The 14882-nt window shown below is 30.8% G+C and carries 9 protein-coding genes, 1 pseudogene and 2 riboswitches; of the genes and pseudogenes, 6 read left to right on the top strand and 4 right to left on the bottom strand.

The window, feature by feature from the left end; translation table 11 throughout:
- Nucleotides 1-400: 400 nt before the first annotated feature.
- Genes CER22_RS25230 through CER22_RS25220 form a run of 3 tightly spaced genes read right to left on the bottom strand, consistent with a single transcriptional unit; the run spans nucleotide 401 to nucleotide 3834 of the window.
- On the bottom strand, nucleotides 401-1591 hold the full coding sequence (locus CER22_RS25230; protein WP_088609908.1) for a glycosyltransferase family 4 protein: 1191 nt from the start codon (nucleotides 1589-1591) through the stop codon (nucleotides 401-403).
- Between the two features lie 3 nt (nucleotides 1592-1594).
- Nucleotides 1595-2548: an NAD-dependent epimerase/dehydratase family protein gene (locus tag CER22_RS25225; RefSeq protein WP_088609907.1), complete on the bottom strand. Its 954-nt coding sequence runs from the start codon at nucleotides 2546-2548 to the stop codon at nucleotides 1595-1597.
- Nucleotides 2545-3834 (bottom strand): UDP-glucose dehydrogenase family protein, encoded by a 1290-nt coding sequence (locus CER22_RS25220; protein ID WP_088609906.1) that lies wholly within the window; start codon nucleotides 3832-3834, stop codon nucleotides 2545-2547. The genes CER22_RS25225 and CER22_RS25220 overlap by 4 nt, the downstream gene beginning before the upstream one ends.
- 196 nt (nucleotides 3835-4030) lie before the next feature.
- On the opposite strand from CER22_RS25220, the gene CER22_RS25210 reads away from it, so the two are divergent.
- Together CER22_RS25210 and CER22_RS33810 are read left to right on the top strand one after the other, a co-directional pair.
- Nucleotides 4031-4852 carry a UTP--glucose-1-phosphate uridylyltransferase gene (locus CER22_RS25210; RefSeq protein ID WP_088609905.1) on the top strand — a complete coding sequence of 274 codons (822 nt, stop codon included), beginning with the start codon at nucleotides 4031-4033 and terminating at the stop codon, nucleotides 4850-4852.
- A gap of 1924 nt (nucleotides 4853-6776) precedes the next feature.
- Nucleotides 6777-7052: pseudogene (locus tag CER22_RS33810) on the top strand (hypothetical protein); the annotation flags it as partial.
- A gap of 259 nt (nucleotides 7053-7311) precedes the next feature.
- Here CER22_RS33810 and CER22_RS25195 read toward each other — a convergent pair.
- The gene (locus CER22_RS25195) at nucleotides 7312-8430 is read right to left on the bottom strand and encodes an FtsW/RodA/SpoVE family cell cycle protein (RefSeq protein WP_088609903.1); all 1119 of its coding nucleotides are present in this window, start codon (nucleotides 8428-8430) and stop codon (nucleotides 7312-7314) included.
- 185 nt (nucleotides 8431-8615) lie between these two features.
- Nucleotides 8616-8792: riboswitch (M-box (ykoK) riboswitch) on the bottom strand.
- A gap of 313 nt (nucleotides 8793-9105) precedes the next feature.
- Nucleotides 9106-9271: riboswitch (M-box (ykoK) riboswitch) on the top strand.
- A gap of 281 nt (nucleotides 9272-9552) precedes the next feature.
- On the opposite strand from CER22_RS25195, the gene mgtE reads away from it, so the two are divergent.
- The 4 genes from mgtE (at nucleotide 9553) to CER22_RS25170 (ending at nucleotide 14837) form a co-directional block, all read left to right on the top strand.
- Nucleotides 9553-10881 (top strand): magnesium transporter, encoded by a 1329-nt coding sequence (gene mgtE, locus CER22_RS25185; protein ID WP_088609901.1) that lies wholly within the window; start codon nucleotides 9553-9555, stop codon nucleotides 10879-10881.
- A 159-nt stretch (nucleotides 10882-11040) separates the two neighbouring features.
- On the top strand, nucleotides 11041-12138 hold the full coding sequence (locus CER22_RS25180) for a phosphodiester glycosidase family protein (protein ID WP_088609900.1): 1098 nt from the start codon (nucleotides 11041-11043) through the stop codon (nucleotides 12136-12138).
- A gap of 668 nt (nucleotides 12139-12806) precedes the next feature.
- Nucleotides 12807-13442, top strand: coding sequence for a serine dehydratase (locus tag CER22_RS25175; protein ID WP_088609899.1), 636 nt, complete (start codon nucleotides 12807-12809; stop codon nucleotides 13440-13442).
- A 1179-nt stretch (nucleotides 13443-14621) separates the two neighbouring features.
- Nucleotides 14622-14837, top strand: a complete 216-nt coding sequence (locus CER22_RS25170) for a plantaricin C family lantibiotic (protein WP_088609898.1) — start codon at nucleotides 14622-14624, stop codon at nucleotides 14835-14837.
- The last annotated feature ends 45 nt before the right edge of the window (nucleotides 14838-14882 follow it).

Here is a 14882-nt window from a genome sequence, read left to right as displayed (position 1 = left end):
TTCGATAGAACTCTTTACTTAGGAATCCCTCACTTCTAAACGAAGTGAAAGTGGGGGTAGTTCAATTTATAGTACAAAAATTTCACAAGGAAACGAGATGCAATCCATATTAATCGATAAGGTATACAAATTTGCATTTGGCCGAATCAAGGATAAAAAATCTTAATTGTGAGAGCAATTATTTGTAGTTATTTTGTATTTAATTGTTTCCTTGCTATATTAAATCATCTTGTTAAAGAAACGGTGAAAAGATTAATGCAGCATTCTTACTCCATTGAGTTTACCCTATAAAAAAACTTTGTACGGAAAGAAAATTGTATTTGTATCAAAAATATTTAATTCTATTTAGCTCTATGTTTAAATTTTGTGGACCTAAATAAAAATGATGAATACTGGTAGTTTAAATAATTTGAATTTTGAGAGGGCGTAATAAGTTTTTAGAAGGTTGATTTGTAGATTCTGCGACTTGTTTATATACCTGATCAAGTTTTGTCGCTGTATGTTTAAATGTAAAGTTTTCTTCCACAACCTTTCTACCGTTTTCAGCAATCCATTGGGCAAATTCTCGTTGAGATAACAAAGCATTGACAAGTCTGGCAAACTCTAATGGGTTATCATACTGTTCTATTAGGCATCCGTTATATTCATCTGTTATAACTTCAGCATTTCCCCCACGATTTGTTGTAATAATTGGGATTCCAGCAGCCATTGCTTCATAATGAACACGTGCCAGTGGTTCGTTCCATTGTGAGCTACATATAAATATATCCCCCATTAGAAAAATATTATGAATTTGATCTGCAGGAATAAATTTGGTGAAAATTACGTGTTCTTTAATTGGCCTAGCCATTTTATATAGTCTTTTAACATATTTATTTACTCGGTTATCACTAAACCATTTACCACCAACAATTACAAGTACCGTATCCTTATGTGTTTGAATAATTTTCTTCATAGCATGAATGAGTATGTCAGGTCCTTTATTTTTGCATAATCGGCCAACAAATAGAATCACCTTTTTATTTTGTATACCATATTTTTTACGAAATGTATTTCTTATCTTTTGTCCTGTTGGTGTCCAGATGGAGGGAGATTGTTTTAAATTAACACCAGAGTAGAGAATGGAAATCTTTTCTTCAGCTTGTGGAAATCTTTCAATCACAGTTTGTTTAATATAGTTACTAACGGTCACAATGGCGGTAACCATTTCAATAATAAGATTGCCTTCATAAATGGATAGTTTATGCTCAGCAAACATATCGTTATGAAGACCTAATACAAACTTACTGTGTGGAGAAGCTTGTTTATATAGAGGTATATTTTTAGGGCGATTAAAGACATGTATAATATCAAAGGTATTGGTTTGGATTGTTCTTATAACATGCTGTTCATATTCTTTTTGAGGAAAATACACGTAATTGACATTATCTTGTGTTTTTTGATTTGGAAGACCTGGATCTGAAATAGAGAAAATAGTAAGTTCATAATCTTGACTTATATAGGGGGACACCCCATCAATCATCATTTGAATTGCTCCACCCTTAATTGCCGGAGATGGTAATTTTTCTGTACATATATATGCAATTTTCATAAACTAATCCCCTTTGTATAGTTGTTTTATATAATGAAATTCTGCTTCCAATCCATCGGATAGAGAAACTGTTGGAGAATATTGTAGTAATGTACTGGCCTTAGATATATCTGCCCATGTTTGCTTCGGTTCTCCAGGAACTGATTTTAGAAATTTTTTGGTTGCTGATTTCCCTGATATTTTTTCTAACATAGAAATGATGTCTAAAATGGATGCTTGTTCTTTTCCGCCGATATTGATAACTTCACCTACTATACTTTTTTTTGTCTCTAAAGCGGCCACCGTTCCTCGTATACAGTCATCAATATAGGTGAAATCACGTGTTTGCGTTCCATCACCAAATATTGTGAGAGGTTTATCTTCTAGCAGTTGTTTAATTAATCTATGAAATGCCATATCAGGACGCTGCTTTGGCCCATAAACTGTGAAATATCTTAAAATAACAATTGGTATGTGAAAATTTTTGTAATAAACATGACATAAGTGTTCACCACTTAATTTGGTAACGCCGTATGGAGATAGGGGGGTAGGTAATAAATCTTCAGAAACTGCGCCAGATTTTTCACCATAAACAGAAGATGTTGATATATGAATAAATTTATCTAATTTTATGTGTTTACAGGCTTCAAGCAACTGCTGTGTAACCATTATATTATTTGAAACATAAGACTGAAAATCTTTTCCCCAACTTGTTCTCACACCAGGAATAGCAGCTAGATGATAAACAACATCTATATCCTGTAATAGTTTTGATAAATCTGTATTTGAAATATCTTCTTGTATGAATTGAAAACGTGAATTCAATTTGAGAGATTGTATATTGTCTGTCTTTAAAGTGGCTGGAGTAGGACCGATGAAATAATCAATTCCAACTACATGATATGCACTATTTTTAAGTAACGCTTGACACAAATGTGAACCAATGAAACCAGCGGCTCCTGTTACAAGTATTTTCATGACCGACCCACTCCAATATATTGTAATCCGTATTTTTCTATTTCATCTTTTTCAATGCAATTGCGTCCATCTACGATTGTGCATCCCCTCATAACTTGTTTGACTTGTTTCCAATTAAGTGTTTTAAATTCATCCCATTCCGTTGCGATAATAATGCAATCAGAATTTGTAATTGAAGATTCTAGGTTATCATGCTGTGTAACTTGTCTTTTTAAATGTGGGGGAAGAAGAGCTTTGGGGTCATAAGCATGTAGATCATAGCCATGAGGAATTAATTTTTCAAGGAGTATTACGGCAAGTGAGCTACGAATATCATCAGTATTTGGCTTAAAAGCAATTCCTAACACCGTTATTTTTTTAAAAAAGGGTTCTTTTATAGCTTTTTGAATTTTTTCAACATAGAGATCTATTTGTGTGGAGTTAATGGATTGTACAGCTTGTAAAATAGGAACTGCTACGTGCCTATCATTTGCTGTATAGATGAGTGAATGTAAATCTTTTGGGAAGCATGATCCTCCATATCCCATTCCCGCCTGAAGAAAATGAGGGTTAATTCGAAAGTCATGGCCAATTCCTTTTGCCACCTCAACAATGTCAATGTTATATGCATCACAAATCCGAGCGATTTCATTTATAAATGATATTTTTGTAGCTAAAAATGCATTGGATGTATATTTAATCATCTCAGCTTCATTTAGACCAGTACAAACGAAAGGAGCACTAATTCCTTTATATATATTCTGCATAATTTTTAACGACTTTGTGTCACCATTTTGGATTCCTATAATAGTTCTATCTGGGATGAGCATATCACGAACAGCAGAACCTTCACGAAGAAATTCAGGATTAGAAACAATATTGAATAGGGATGATGAAACCCCAGATTTAATAAGCTTTTCACATATTTGTTGATTTGTACCTGGTGGAACTGTACTTTTGGTAATAATAGTTTTATACGATGTTATAGCTGGAACTAGTAGATTGATAACAGAATAGATATATTTTAAATCCGTCTTTCCACTTGATGTGGAAGGAGTCCCTACGGCAATAAAAATAATGGGCGATTGTCGAATAGTACTATCAATATCACAACTGAATTGTAATCGTTTTCGATTTTTGTGAATAAGTTCTTTTAAATCAGGTTCATAAATGGGACATTCTCCCTTTTGGAGAGAGGAAATTTTATCTTGATCTTTATCTACGCATATAACATCATGACCTAAATCTGCTAATACTGCTGCTGATGTAATACCAACATAACCAGAGCCTATAATACATATCTTCATATGCTAATCACCTTTCTAAACTTAGTACTAGTTGTAACAGTATATTGATGGACAAGTTTGATTGGTGACAAGTAAAAGGGCCTATTCATATAAGCAATGAAAGTAGGCAGAAGGTAAAGGCCTCTTTTGATTTCATTATGCGCAGGTACAAAGGGTACTGAATACATTGTTATAAACAATTGAAGGAGAGAGATTAGTGATTAAAAAAGCAATTATTCCAGCAGCTGGTTACGGCACGAGGAGCCTACCAATTACAAAGGTAATTCCAAAAGAAATGTTTCCTATAGGTAATAAACCGGCGATTCATTATATTGTGGAAGAGGCTGTGAAGTCAGGTGTTGAGCAAATATTAATTGTACTTTCTAGCAGAAAGGATTTAATAGTTGATTATTTTGATCAATCATTAGAATTGGAAGCTTTTTTGGAAAAAGAGAAAAAATCTCATCTGTTAAAAGAGCTTACTATCCCTAAGATTCAAATTCATTATATAAGACAGCCATATGCGAATGGACTTGGTGAGGCGATAAAATTAGGTGAAACATTTATTGGTAATGAACCTTTTGCTGTACTCTTACCAGATGATATTGTAGTTTCGGATAAAGAAACCGCTTTAAGCCAGTTAATTAAAATTTATAAAGATAAGAAAAATAGTGTTATAGGCATTCATAGGGTACCAAATGAATGTGTAGAAAAGTATGGTATTATTGAAGGGAATATTGTAAAAGAAGATTGTATAGATGTTACAAATATTGTTGAAAAACCAAAAGTAAACCCTCCATCTAATCTTGCAGTAATTGGTAGATATGTTTTCACACCGGATATTTTTCCATTATTAAAAAAGCTTCAACCTGGTGTTGGGGGGGAATATCAATTAACAGATGCGATACATTCTTTAATTATGACTAAAAAAGTATATGGAAAAATGATTGAAGGGAAACGATTTGATATTGGACAAGAAGATGAATATATGCAGCTTCTTAACCTTTTATATGCAAAAAATAAAGTAAGTAAGGATTGATTTATGGAAAAGGATTTAACCAATATCCATTTTAGATTAACAAGCAATTCCTGAAGATTTGATAAAACATATGTAAAAGTTAAGGGGAATGAGGAATATTTATGTCGTACCTCTGAGTCAGTAGGGAGTGGGGGGGAAAACCGAATTTTACTAATAAAAAAGAAAAAATCATATGACTGCAGAGCTTTTTTTTAGTCTAGCGGTCTTTTCGTATTTCTTAGCTTTATGCAATTAGAATAGAACAGAATGCGCATTAACTTATTATAATTGGAAATACAAAAAAGAGAAAAGATAACAGACGGCATCTCAATCAGCTAAATAAAATATCTAAATTACAATACGAGTTTCATAAGACTCTTTTTAGGTTTTATATGTCCAAAGAGTTGTACAGGTATAGATAAGGAAAGCATCCATAACGGATGATTTTTTCTTTGTTATATAAAAACTACACATTAACCGGTTTTAATGGATATATTAGTTATAGTTGGGGAGAATCATCATATAATGATATTGAACGGTTTCCAACATGTTCCCCTATATTTTTCAAAAGAGAGCACTTATTGGGAGAGTGCTCTCTTTTGTTCTCACTTTTTGGTAAGGACAAGCATATATTGAATTGAAGGACAGATTTATAGGTTTGTAACTCATTTTAATTTCAATGCCCATTGAAAAATACTTCTCACATTAAGAGAGTCCCTACTGGCGCAGGTGCTTTCTTTTTAATGAAAAAAATGAACATTTGAGTAGATAATACTTCTGTGAACTACCTGCTACTTAACGTCTTAACGGACTGTTTGAAGTGGGGACATCTCGGTTAATCATTACTTTTGATAGCTAACGAATTTGTCCTAAGACAGCCGAGCTAACTTGTTTTGTCTTCTAAGTCAATAACAAACTTTTTCAATATGTTTTAGTAAAACAATCGCAAATTCTCCTATTGTACAGTGCCTTTTTATATTGATTTAGCTCTAAAGAAAATGATTACAGCTTGTATTTATATTAAAAAGTTTTAATTATAAAATATAAAGTGTTCATTTTAACAAAGTAGTTATTTAGTAAGCATAAAAATAGGAGTGCCTAATGAGCACTCCATAACCAAATGACAACACCTATAAAAGTATATGAGTGGTTTAACTAAATATGTTTTTATTTTTATATTTTAAACAAAATCCTTTCTAAAAATGAAAGAGCGCCCTGGAGAGTGCTCTTTCACCTAAACAAACATTGAAAAAGAATACACGACATTGTATGCGTATTTCTTTCACTTTGGTGTAGTTTTTAAATAAAACAAGCACTTTTCAAAGTGCTCTTTGATCAAGATTTATATAGAAAAAAAGTGCACATGATATTGTATGTATGTTTTTAATGATGGTGCAACTTTGAAACAAAATCTTTATTTAAATTGAATCAATCCCAAGGTGCGCTCCAAGGGGGTGAGAATCGAGAAGTATTACTATGTTGGAAGTAAAGTTATTGCAATTGTCGATTCAATAATATTAACTATTAGGAATTTTAATGGTATAACTAATTATTGATTATAAGTATATATAATTTTAAAGAAATTTAACAAAAACGTAACTTTGTACGTTAAGGTAGTCGGTGCAATTAACTAACGGCTTGATGAAAAAAGGAGCCCTGTATGAAATGTTACAGTGCTTCACTGGGTTGAGTTATGTCATAATACTCACAACGGGTTTTAACATGGATTTAAGGATAAATAAATTGGGGAATGTGTCCAATTATTCTGTAGCGATTATTTTAAACAAAAACGCTATTTGGTATGTAACTAGAAGAGCACTTAGGAAAGTGCCCTTTTGTAAAGACTATTCAATCTAAAAAGAGAGGATACAATATATCATATGTAGTTATGTTTGTTTAATTATGTGTCTTTTATATAAAAATTTTATTTTTTCATAAATAAAGTGGAAAAGACCATGTTAAAAGAATAAGCGAAATAGGTCCGGAAATTTCTCCAACTGGAAAGAAGATTATTGATAATGAAGACTATGCTTTTGGACTGAGTGTTGAAAAAGGTTTTAACTGTCGGTACTTGGAATATTCAGGGAGTTGGGCGGGTTATCGTTCACACTTCATGCGGTTTCCAAAAGAATATTTGTCTGTTGTAGTCCTAAGTAACTATGATGGATTTGATTCTAAAAAATATGCTAATGAAATAGCAGAAATTGTTTTAGAAAAGTAAAAAATAGAGGGTAGAAGTCAGTATTTAGATTTGCTTTATCCCACGTTGTTTTAGGTGTAATTAATTTTGAGAACGGAAGGCAAGCATAAATTTATGCCTGCCTTTTTAGGTATTAAAATGAATATAGATGTTAATATTCATACAGTTAAAAAATTAATTAGAAATTCTTTGAATATAGATTAATTAATTAATAGTGTTGAATTTTATAATTTAAATAAAATAATTATAAAATTAATGTTACATTTTAAAACTAAATATTCTAATTATCAAACTTAATTTTATTGAAAATTGAAATATTAAGTAATATACCTATTGCTATTAAATTGACCATTAAAGAACTTCCACCAAAACTTATAAACGGAAATGGAGTACCCGTAAGAGGAAATAGTCCTGTAATACCACCTAAATTTACAATGGATTGCATACCAATCATACACCCTATACCAATTGCTATAAAACTGCCAAATGGATCTACACATACTTGTGCAATTTTTAAAGAGCGAAGTACTATAGTCAAAACTCCAGCCAATAGAATAAATACACCAATAAATCCTAGTTCTTCAGAAACTATTGCCATTATAAAATCAGTATGTGGTTCCGGAAGATAACCTGTTTTTTGTATGCTATTTCCAAATCCACGACCAGTGATTCCTCCAGAGCCAATGGCAATAAAAGAATTTACAAGCTGGTATCCATTTCCTTGTGCATCAACAAAGGGATTAAAAATCGTAGTAATACGTGTCTTTTGAACTTCTGACAAACTATATTGAATTAAAAAATATAAAATAGGTAACCACAAAATAGAACCAATAGCAGTTCTTTTGATTAGTAGATTTATATTTATTCCTGAGCAAAGAAATATGCTAAAACCTATACCTAATATTAAAAGTGCCGATCCTAAATTTGGTTGTTTAAAGATAAGAAAAAAAATTGTAGCTAAAAAAAATAAAAGTTTTCCGCTACCACTCCAGCTGTTTTTAGCTTGTTCTTGTCGTAATGCAAAAAAACGGGCTGTTACGAGTATTGTTCCTAATTTAAGAAATTCAGCTGGTTGTATTCCAAAGATCCATGATTGAGCATTATTTACCACTTTTCCTTTCCATAAAACCATAATTAATAAAAAAATCCCTCCAACTATAATAAAGATTGAGACTATTCGTTTTTTCCATATTTCATATGGGAGTATGGCACAAACTATTAACCCTATTGTTCCTAAAATTAGCGTTGTTAATTGAGAATCAACAAAATGTCTACTGTTATAACCGTAATGTTGGACAGCGACAATGGAGCTCGCACTATACATCATGATAATACCTAAAGTACATGTTATGAATAGAGGGAGGAGCAATAGATAATCCAGTTTTAATATTTTTTTCATTTTAATATCCTCCTGATTTAAAACAAAACATAATATTGCATTTGCTAATGAATAAAACCTTGTTCTCGTCAATTACTAAATAGGATTTTTGTTTAGGAAAATTCTATCACTTACCCCCTGTTTTCTTACGCAAAAATCCCCCTAATATGTAACTAGGGGGATTCAAAATGGCATGACTAAATAAGGCTTTTTCCCCCTAGTAGAGCTTTGGCACTATACAACGTAAAGTAATGAAAATTCATCACTTAGCTATCTTAAGAAGAGCCTTAACCCGACAATTCCTGTTCTACCCATTGGCGTCTTTCGACATTTTTGGGCAATAGCCTGTGTTTGTATAGGAGCCTCACCTAACAGGTTCAGCGATATAAATTTTATGTATTTGTTTCGTGTAGCAAGCATAAATATATATTTTTTTCTTGTCAAGTAACCGTATTGCTAAAATTATATGTTTTATAGCGTTATAATCTTTTGAGAAATGTTGTGAGAAAATGTATGTAATCATTCCGTATAAGTACATATTTTAGACTTGTAGTGTATAGTTTGATTAAGTAGTTTAACCATATAAATTTGATAAACAGTAAAGAAGATTTTAATCATAAAAGAAGATTTTTTTAAGAATGGAATTGAAAGGGAGTTGACAAAAATTAAATTCTGGTTTAAATTTTGAAGTAATTCAATAAACTTTGTTAGGTGAGGCTCCTGTATAGAGAAACGCTGCTGCCCAAAAATGTCGAGAGACGCCAATGGGTCAACAGGAACGGTCGGATTAAGGCCCTTCTTAATGTAGCTGGTTATAAAAACCTATGCTATACAGTGCTAAAACTCAACGAGGGAGTGGTATACGATTTGATAGAAAGGTACCTCTGTGATTTTGGCAGAGCTGTCTTAATAATCATTTATTTGTATTGTGAAAAAACCTTTACTCCTTTTTGAGTAAAGGTTTTTCTGTTTAATTTTATTTATTTTTATCTTGTCTATACTCAAAAAGGAGGTAATTCTAATTAATGAATTGATTGCAATGTAACTATTATTGCTCTAATAAAAAACCTAAGACAGATAAAATAAAACAAAACCACTCATGAAACTCTAGAGTCTCCCTTAGCAATATGAGGAGGAGTTAACATGAAGAAATTATTAAATGAATTACTTGTAACCCAAAATAATTTGGATGCAGAGAAGGTTTTACGTCTTCCTTCGTTTGATGTTGCGCAAGAAGTAAAACGGTTTTCAATTGAAGATCAAGTCATATTGCTAAATACGATTCCTGTATTAAAAAGCTCTAAAATTCTTCAATATATGAGTGTAGAAGAAAAATATAATATCTTAATTCACTTATCTGAAAATAAAGCTAAAAAGTTACTAACTTTACAACCGATTGATGAATTAGTAGATTTACTGCTAGCGGTTCATCCGGAAAAACAGGCTAAATTAATGGCGTATCTAGATAAAATTACAAAACATAACGTAAAAAAATTGATGACTTTCAAACCTGAAACGACAGGAAGTCTTGTTACAAGTGATTTTGTTGCAGTTAGAGGAAATTGGTCAGTAAAAATGACATTGAAGTACATTAGGGAACATTCTGAAAATGTAGAATCAATATCTTATAGTTATGTTCTTGATAGTCATGGTTATCTTGAGGGAATCGTTTCCATACATGAGTTATTACTAGCAGCAGATGAAGAGATATTATCTACTATCATGATTCAAGAGGTAATTTCAGTACACGCTGAAGTTGATCAACAAGAAGTTGTAAAAAAGCTACTGAATTATAATTTAGCAGCAATACCTGTGACAACAGCAAATAATAAAATGATTGGTATTATAACATTTGATGACGTAATGAATGTTATGGAAGCAGAAGCTACAGAAGATATTCAAAAGTTAGGCGGAAGTGAACCATTGAATCAATCTTACTTTGAAGCTAGCATTTGGAGCATTTTCTTAAAACGTCTACCATGGTTATTACTTCTTTTTGTTGCTGAGGCATATACAGGTACAGTATTAAAGTATTTTGAAGACGAAATTGAAACTGTAGTTGCCCTTGCTTTCTTTGTTCCATTATTAGTAGGTACTGGAGGGAATACAGGAACACAGGTTGTAGCAACAATTACTCGTGCAATTGGTATTGGAGAGGTGAAATTTAAAGACATTTTCCGTGTAATGAAAAAAGAATTTGCAATTGGTATGCTTCTTGGACTTGCACTTGGGATAGCTGGGCTCACTCGTGCTTATATGTTAGGAGTTGGAAAAGAAGTTGCGCAAGTTGTAGCAATCACTTTATTATTTATTGTTATTTGGGCCTCTCTTGTTGCATCAGTTTTACCTTTGATTCTGAGAAAATTAAAACTAGATCCTGCAGTTGTTTCTGGTCCATTTATTACAACATTTGTTGACGGAACAGGATTAGTAATTTATTTCATGGTTGCAAAAACATTATTAAATTTATAAATATACACTGAAATAAAAACGAAATTTGAATAAGTATTTTGCCTTAATTGCTAAAATATAGTGGGGAATTCAGGCGCGAGGAAATCAAACACTTTAGTCTTTAGATAAATAATATTTTAATGAATTTATTGAATGTAATGAATGCTGGAGGATAAAACTATGAAACATCTAAGAAAAATCTTCAAACGAATTTTTCTTCTATTTTCTATTTTCATGCTTATTGGCGTAGGAGTATTATTTGGTACTAGCTATGGCCGAGAGCTTCGTATAACAATGGCTGGGAGTATACTAACTTCTCAGCATCCACAATATGCGAAATATACATTCCTATCCCAAAAGGAATTAGATAAATTGCAAGATAGAATTAATCATCCGAAATGGTCAAATAGTGATGAGCATATTTATAAAAAAATAGCAGGAAAAAGATTAGAAGAATTTAAAAATCAGCCATTAGAAATTGATGTAGAAACGATTAAAAGTAACAAAGATAGTCGCTTTCTTTTTGAAGGGAAATTAGTTACTATTAGCAATCCCTTCAATGTTAAACTTGTTGGCCATCAAGGAACACAGGGCGCTAACAGAGGAGAAAAAATTAGCGTAATGGCAAAGCGTAATCATGCACTTGTTGCTGTGAATGCAAGTGGGTTTGCTGATGAAACAGGAAGGGGTGGAGGAAATGTTGCTACTGGAATTGTAATAGAAAATGGAAAAGTTATTGATACGAATATGGATAGAAATACCCCTACAATTATTACAGGCTTAACAAAGTTTGGACAAATGATAACAGGAAATTATTCTACACAACAACTTTTGGATAAACAAGTCATTTCAGCAGCAGGATTTATGCCACAGTTAATTGTAAATGGAGAAAAAATGATTACAGAAGGAGACGGTGGTTGGGGTTCTGCTCCGCGAAGTATTATGGCCCAAAAAGAAGATGGTACAATTATGTTTCTAGTCATTGACGGTAGACAGACGCATAGTATAGGGGCTACGTTAAAAGAGTGTCAAGATATTCTATATGAAAAAGGTGCTATAAATGCAATGGCTATGGATGGTGGTTCTTCTGCTACTCTATATTTAGGGGGAAAGGTTATAAATTCACCTTCTACATTATCACATGAAGATCGTTATTTACCTAATGCTTGGGTGGTAACAGCAAATCCGAAACAGAAAATAAGGATGACAATAGATGGGAAAAAAATAGATGCTAAAATACCAGATGAATTTGATATAAATATTTCAACTGATTTATAAATTTCTAAGAAAATGAAGGTTTAATTAAAGTTTAAAGATTAACATCCAAAGAGGTTTTAAATTAATACTTTTATCATTTAATATATATTAATGAAGTGCTTATAGAAACACTCAATCATATGGAAATTCTTCAAAAAGTTAAAATAAGTATAATGAATGTATACTAATTACATTCATTAAAAATGAAGCATATTACAAAAGAAATGGGATTTAAAAAAGGCTTAGAAGAAATCAAAGGTGAAAAATTGAGAGATTAGCTTATAGTATATAGAAATCGCTTAACAAAACCGTTTGAAAACAGTTAAATTCTTTTTAAACGCCTTAACAACTTAAAATAGACTTTTAAGTTGTTTTGCATGTTTTGATATTGTTGTGGTATTTAAAGGTCGATACAAACGAATCTGAGAGACTTTTTTCGGGGTAACTAGATAAAATAAAGGATTTAATATAAAAAACGGTGCTAATTTATAAATATAGTGGGATGATAATATTATTTCAGATGAATATGAAAGAAGAGAGGAATGATAAAATATAAATTGTTTAATCTATATATAAGGTTATTCAAAATATAAAACAAATAATATTTTACTATATTAAAATTACATGCAGTTTACGACTTAAAATACCCCATATAAATATGGGGTATTTTAAGTGAGGGGGAGTTAATTATGGAAAGTTGTTCTATGTTCGATATTGTAAAAACTAATAATTTATCACCTGAAATTTTAGGAACTGAAATGGGTAAGTTAGCTAGAGCGTTATTTATTTTAAGACCAGAAGAAGTGAATATTTCAATTTATGGAAGCTTTAAAAACGTCACGAATAAACATGAATTACAAATAGGTTTTTTAAAAGGAATATTTCATTCCTCTGAAAATAATATATTAGAAAAATTTCCTTTTAATATTGATAATTGTACTGTAATTAAATTTGTAGAAGAGTATGCAAAAACAAGTTATCCTTATACTGCAAAAATTTATTTGTCAAATGAAACAGATAGTATAGAAGTTGTTACATATATAAATGATGTAGGAAAAATACTTATTTCAGAAATTAATGGTTTTAATGTTAAAATATCAGAAAACAGTCCAAATCTTTTAGTACGAAATAAAAACAGTTTTAAATTTCTCGCTTTTATAACATCTTTATTTAAAGATTATGAAATTAATATTATAAAAATTCATTGTTCATCTCAAAAGATAAATAATATTATGGTCATTGAATTAGATAGATTACCATCGGCTAAATTAATTGAAATGATTAATAGTAATACTTATGTATATAAGACTATTATGATAAATTAAAATACTCTATAATAATTTTCACGTTATTTGTTATAGAAGTATAAAGTGAGGCCTAAATACTATAATGAATAATAAATAGAACTTAAAAAATTTGTAAATGTATGGGGAAGAATAAAAATTCAGCAATTTTGTATTGCTGAATTTTTATTCTTTATTCTTTCTAAACTATCTTTAATAGTTGTTTCCCCAAGTTGCTGCATGACTTGTAACGAGTCTTTTTCTTTCATATTCAGAACAATAATGGATATATATATGGCAGGAGTTAATGGAGTGAGCCGTATATTAGCTCGCTTCATTAACTGATTCTTTACTATATATCCTTTTCAAATAATGAGATATTAGAACTAGAACATTATTTATTAAATATATACTTCCAAACGGCTTTAATAATCCCCACACTTGGCATATTATCCCTCCTCTTCATAAAATAAGCATAACACTATTGAATTAATAAAAAAATAATATTGTTAAAATAGTATGAAAAAATATTTTTTTTGCTAAATAATTGGCCTTCTAATACATTTGCTTGTTGTACTGTATGTATCTATTTCATTATGACACTTCTTAATATCATCCCCTTTACATTGTAAGACGTCCTTAGCCGATACAATCATCACCCTCATTAGAAGTAACTAGTTTTCTGTATCTACTATAGCGCTATACATCTCCGTATCAGAGTCTTTCCATAAATTTCAAAAACTCTTCAAAAATCATTCGACGTAGCTTGTATGGTCTTTGCTGCACTTTATCAAATAAAAGTTCCATAATCCACAAAGTTATCCCTATACAATTTCAGGAAAATAACATTAAAACAAACTAAAGAGTCAGATATATTATTCATTTCTCATTTGAATTGTTTTTTTGCAATACACTAGTTTAGTTGAATTTGAATATCTAACTAAACTAGTGTAACAAAAAAAAAGATTTAAAAAAACCCTTTTTTTTCCATGGTTAATAATGTTAAGGTTTTAGTGTAGAGAAAAGTTAGCTAATATGAATATTCAAAAAATGCAATTAATTTTATATTATTATAAAAAATACTTTAAACAAGTTTTTTATTTACGAGTAGTATTTATTAAAAAATAGTTTAGTATGTACTTGCATTTAGTATTTTTATATTCAGCTATACGACTCTATATATGTGTAAACATTATAAAAAATAAGAAATGAGGGATTATTGTGCTTGATGTTATTAAAAACAGAAAAAAGGTAAAAGAAAATTTAGAATTACCTGAAATTTTATTAGAGGAAGTTGAAGAACACTCAGCTATGGGTGGTATAAACACATGGAATACTACAGCTACTTCAACTTCAATCATTATCAGTGAAACATTTGGTAATAAAGGGAAAGTCTGCACTTACACAGTTGAATGTGTGAATAATTGTAGGGGTTAATTAAAACATGAGAGTAATAAATTTTTATTACTCTCATTATCTACT

The organism is Bacillus sp. K2I17 (genome assembly GCF_002209985.1).
Classification (GTDB): domain Bacteria; phylum Bacillota; class Bacilli; order Bacillales; family Bacillaceae_G; genus Bacillus_A; species Bacillus_A wiedmannii.
The sequence above is the reverse complement of the archived record's forward strand: the minus strand, read 5'-3'. Positions and strand labels throughout refer to the sequence as shown.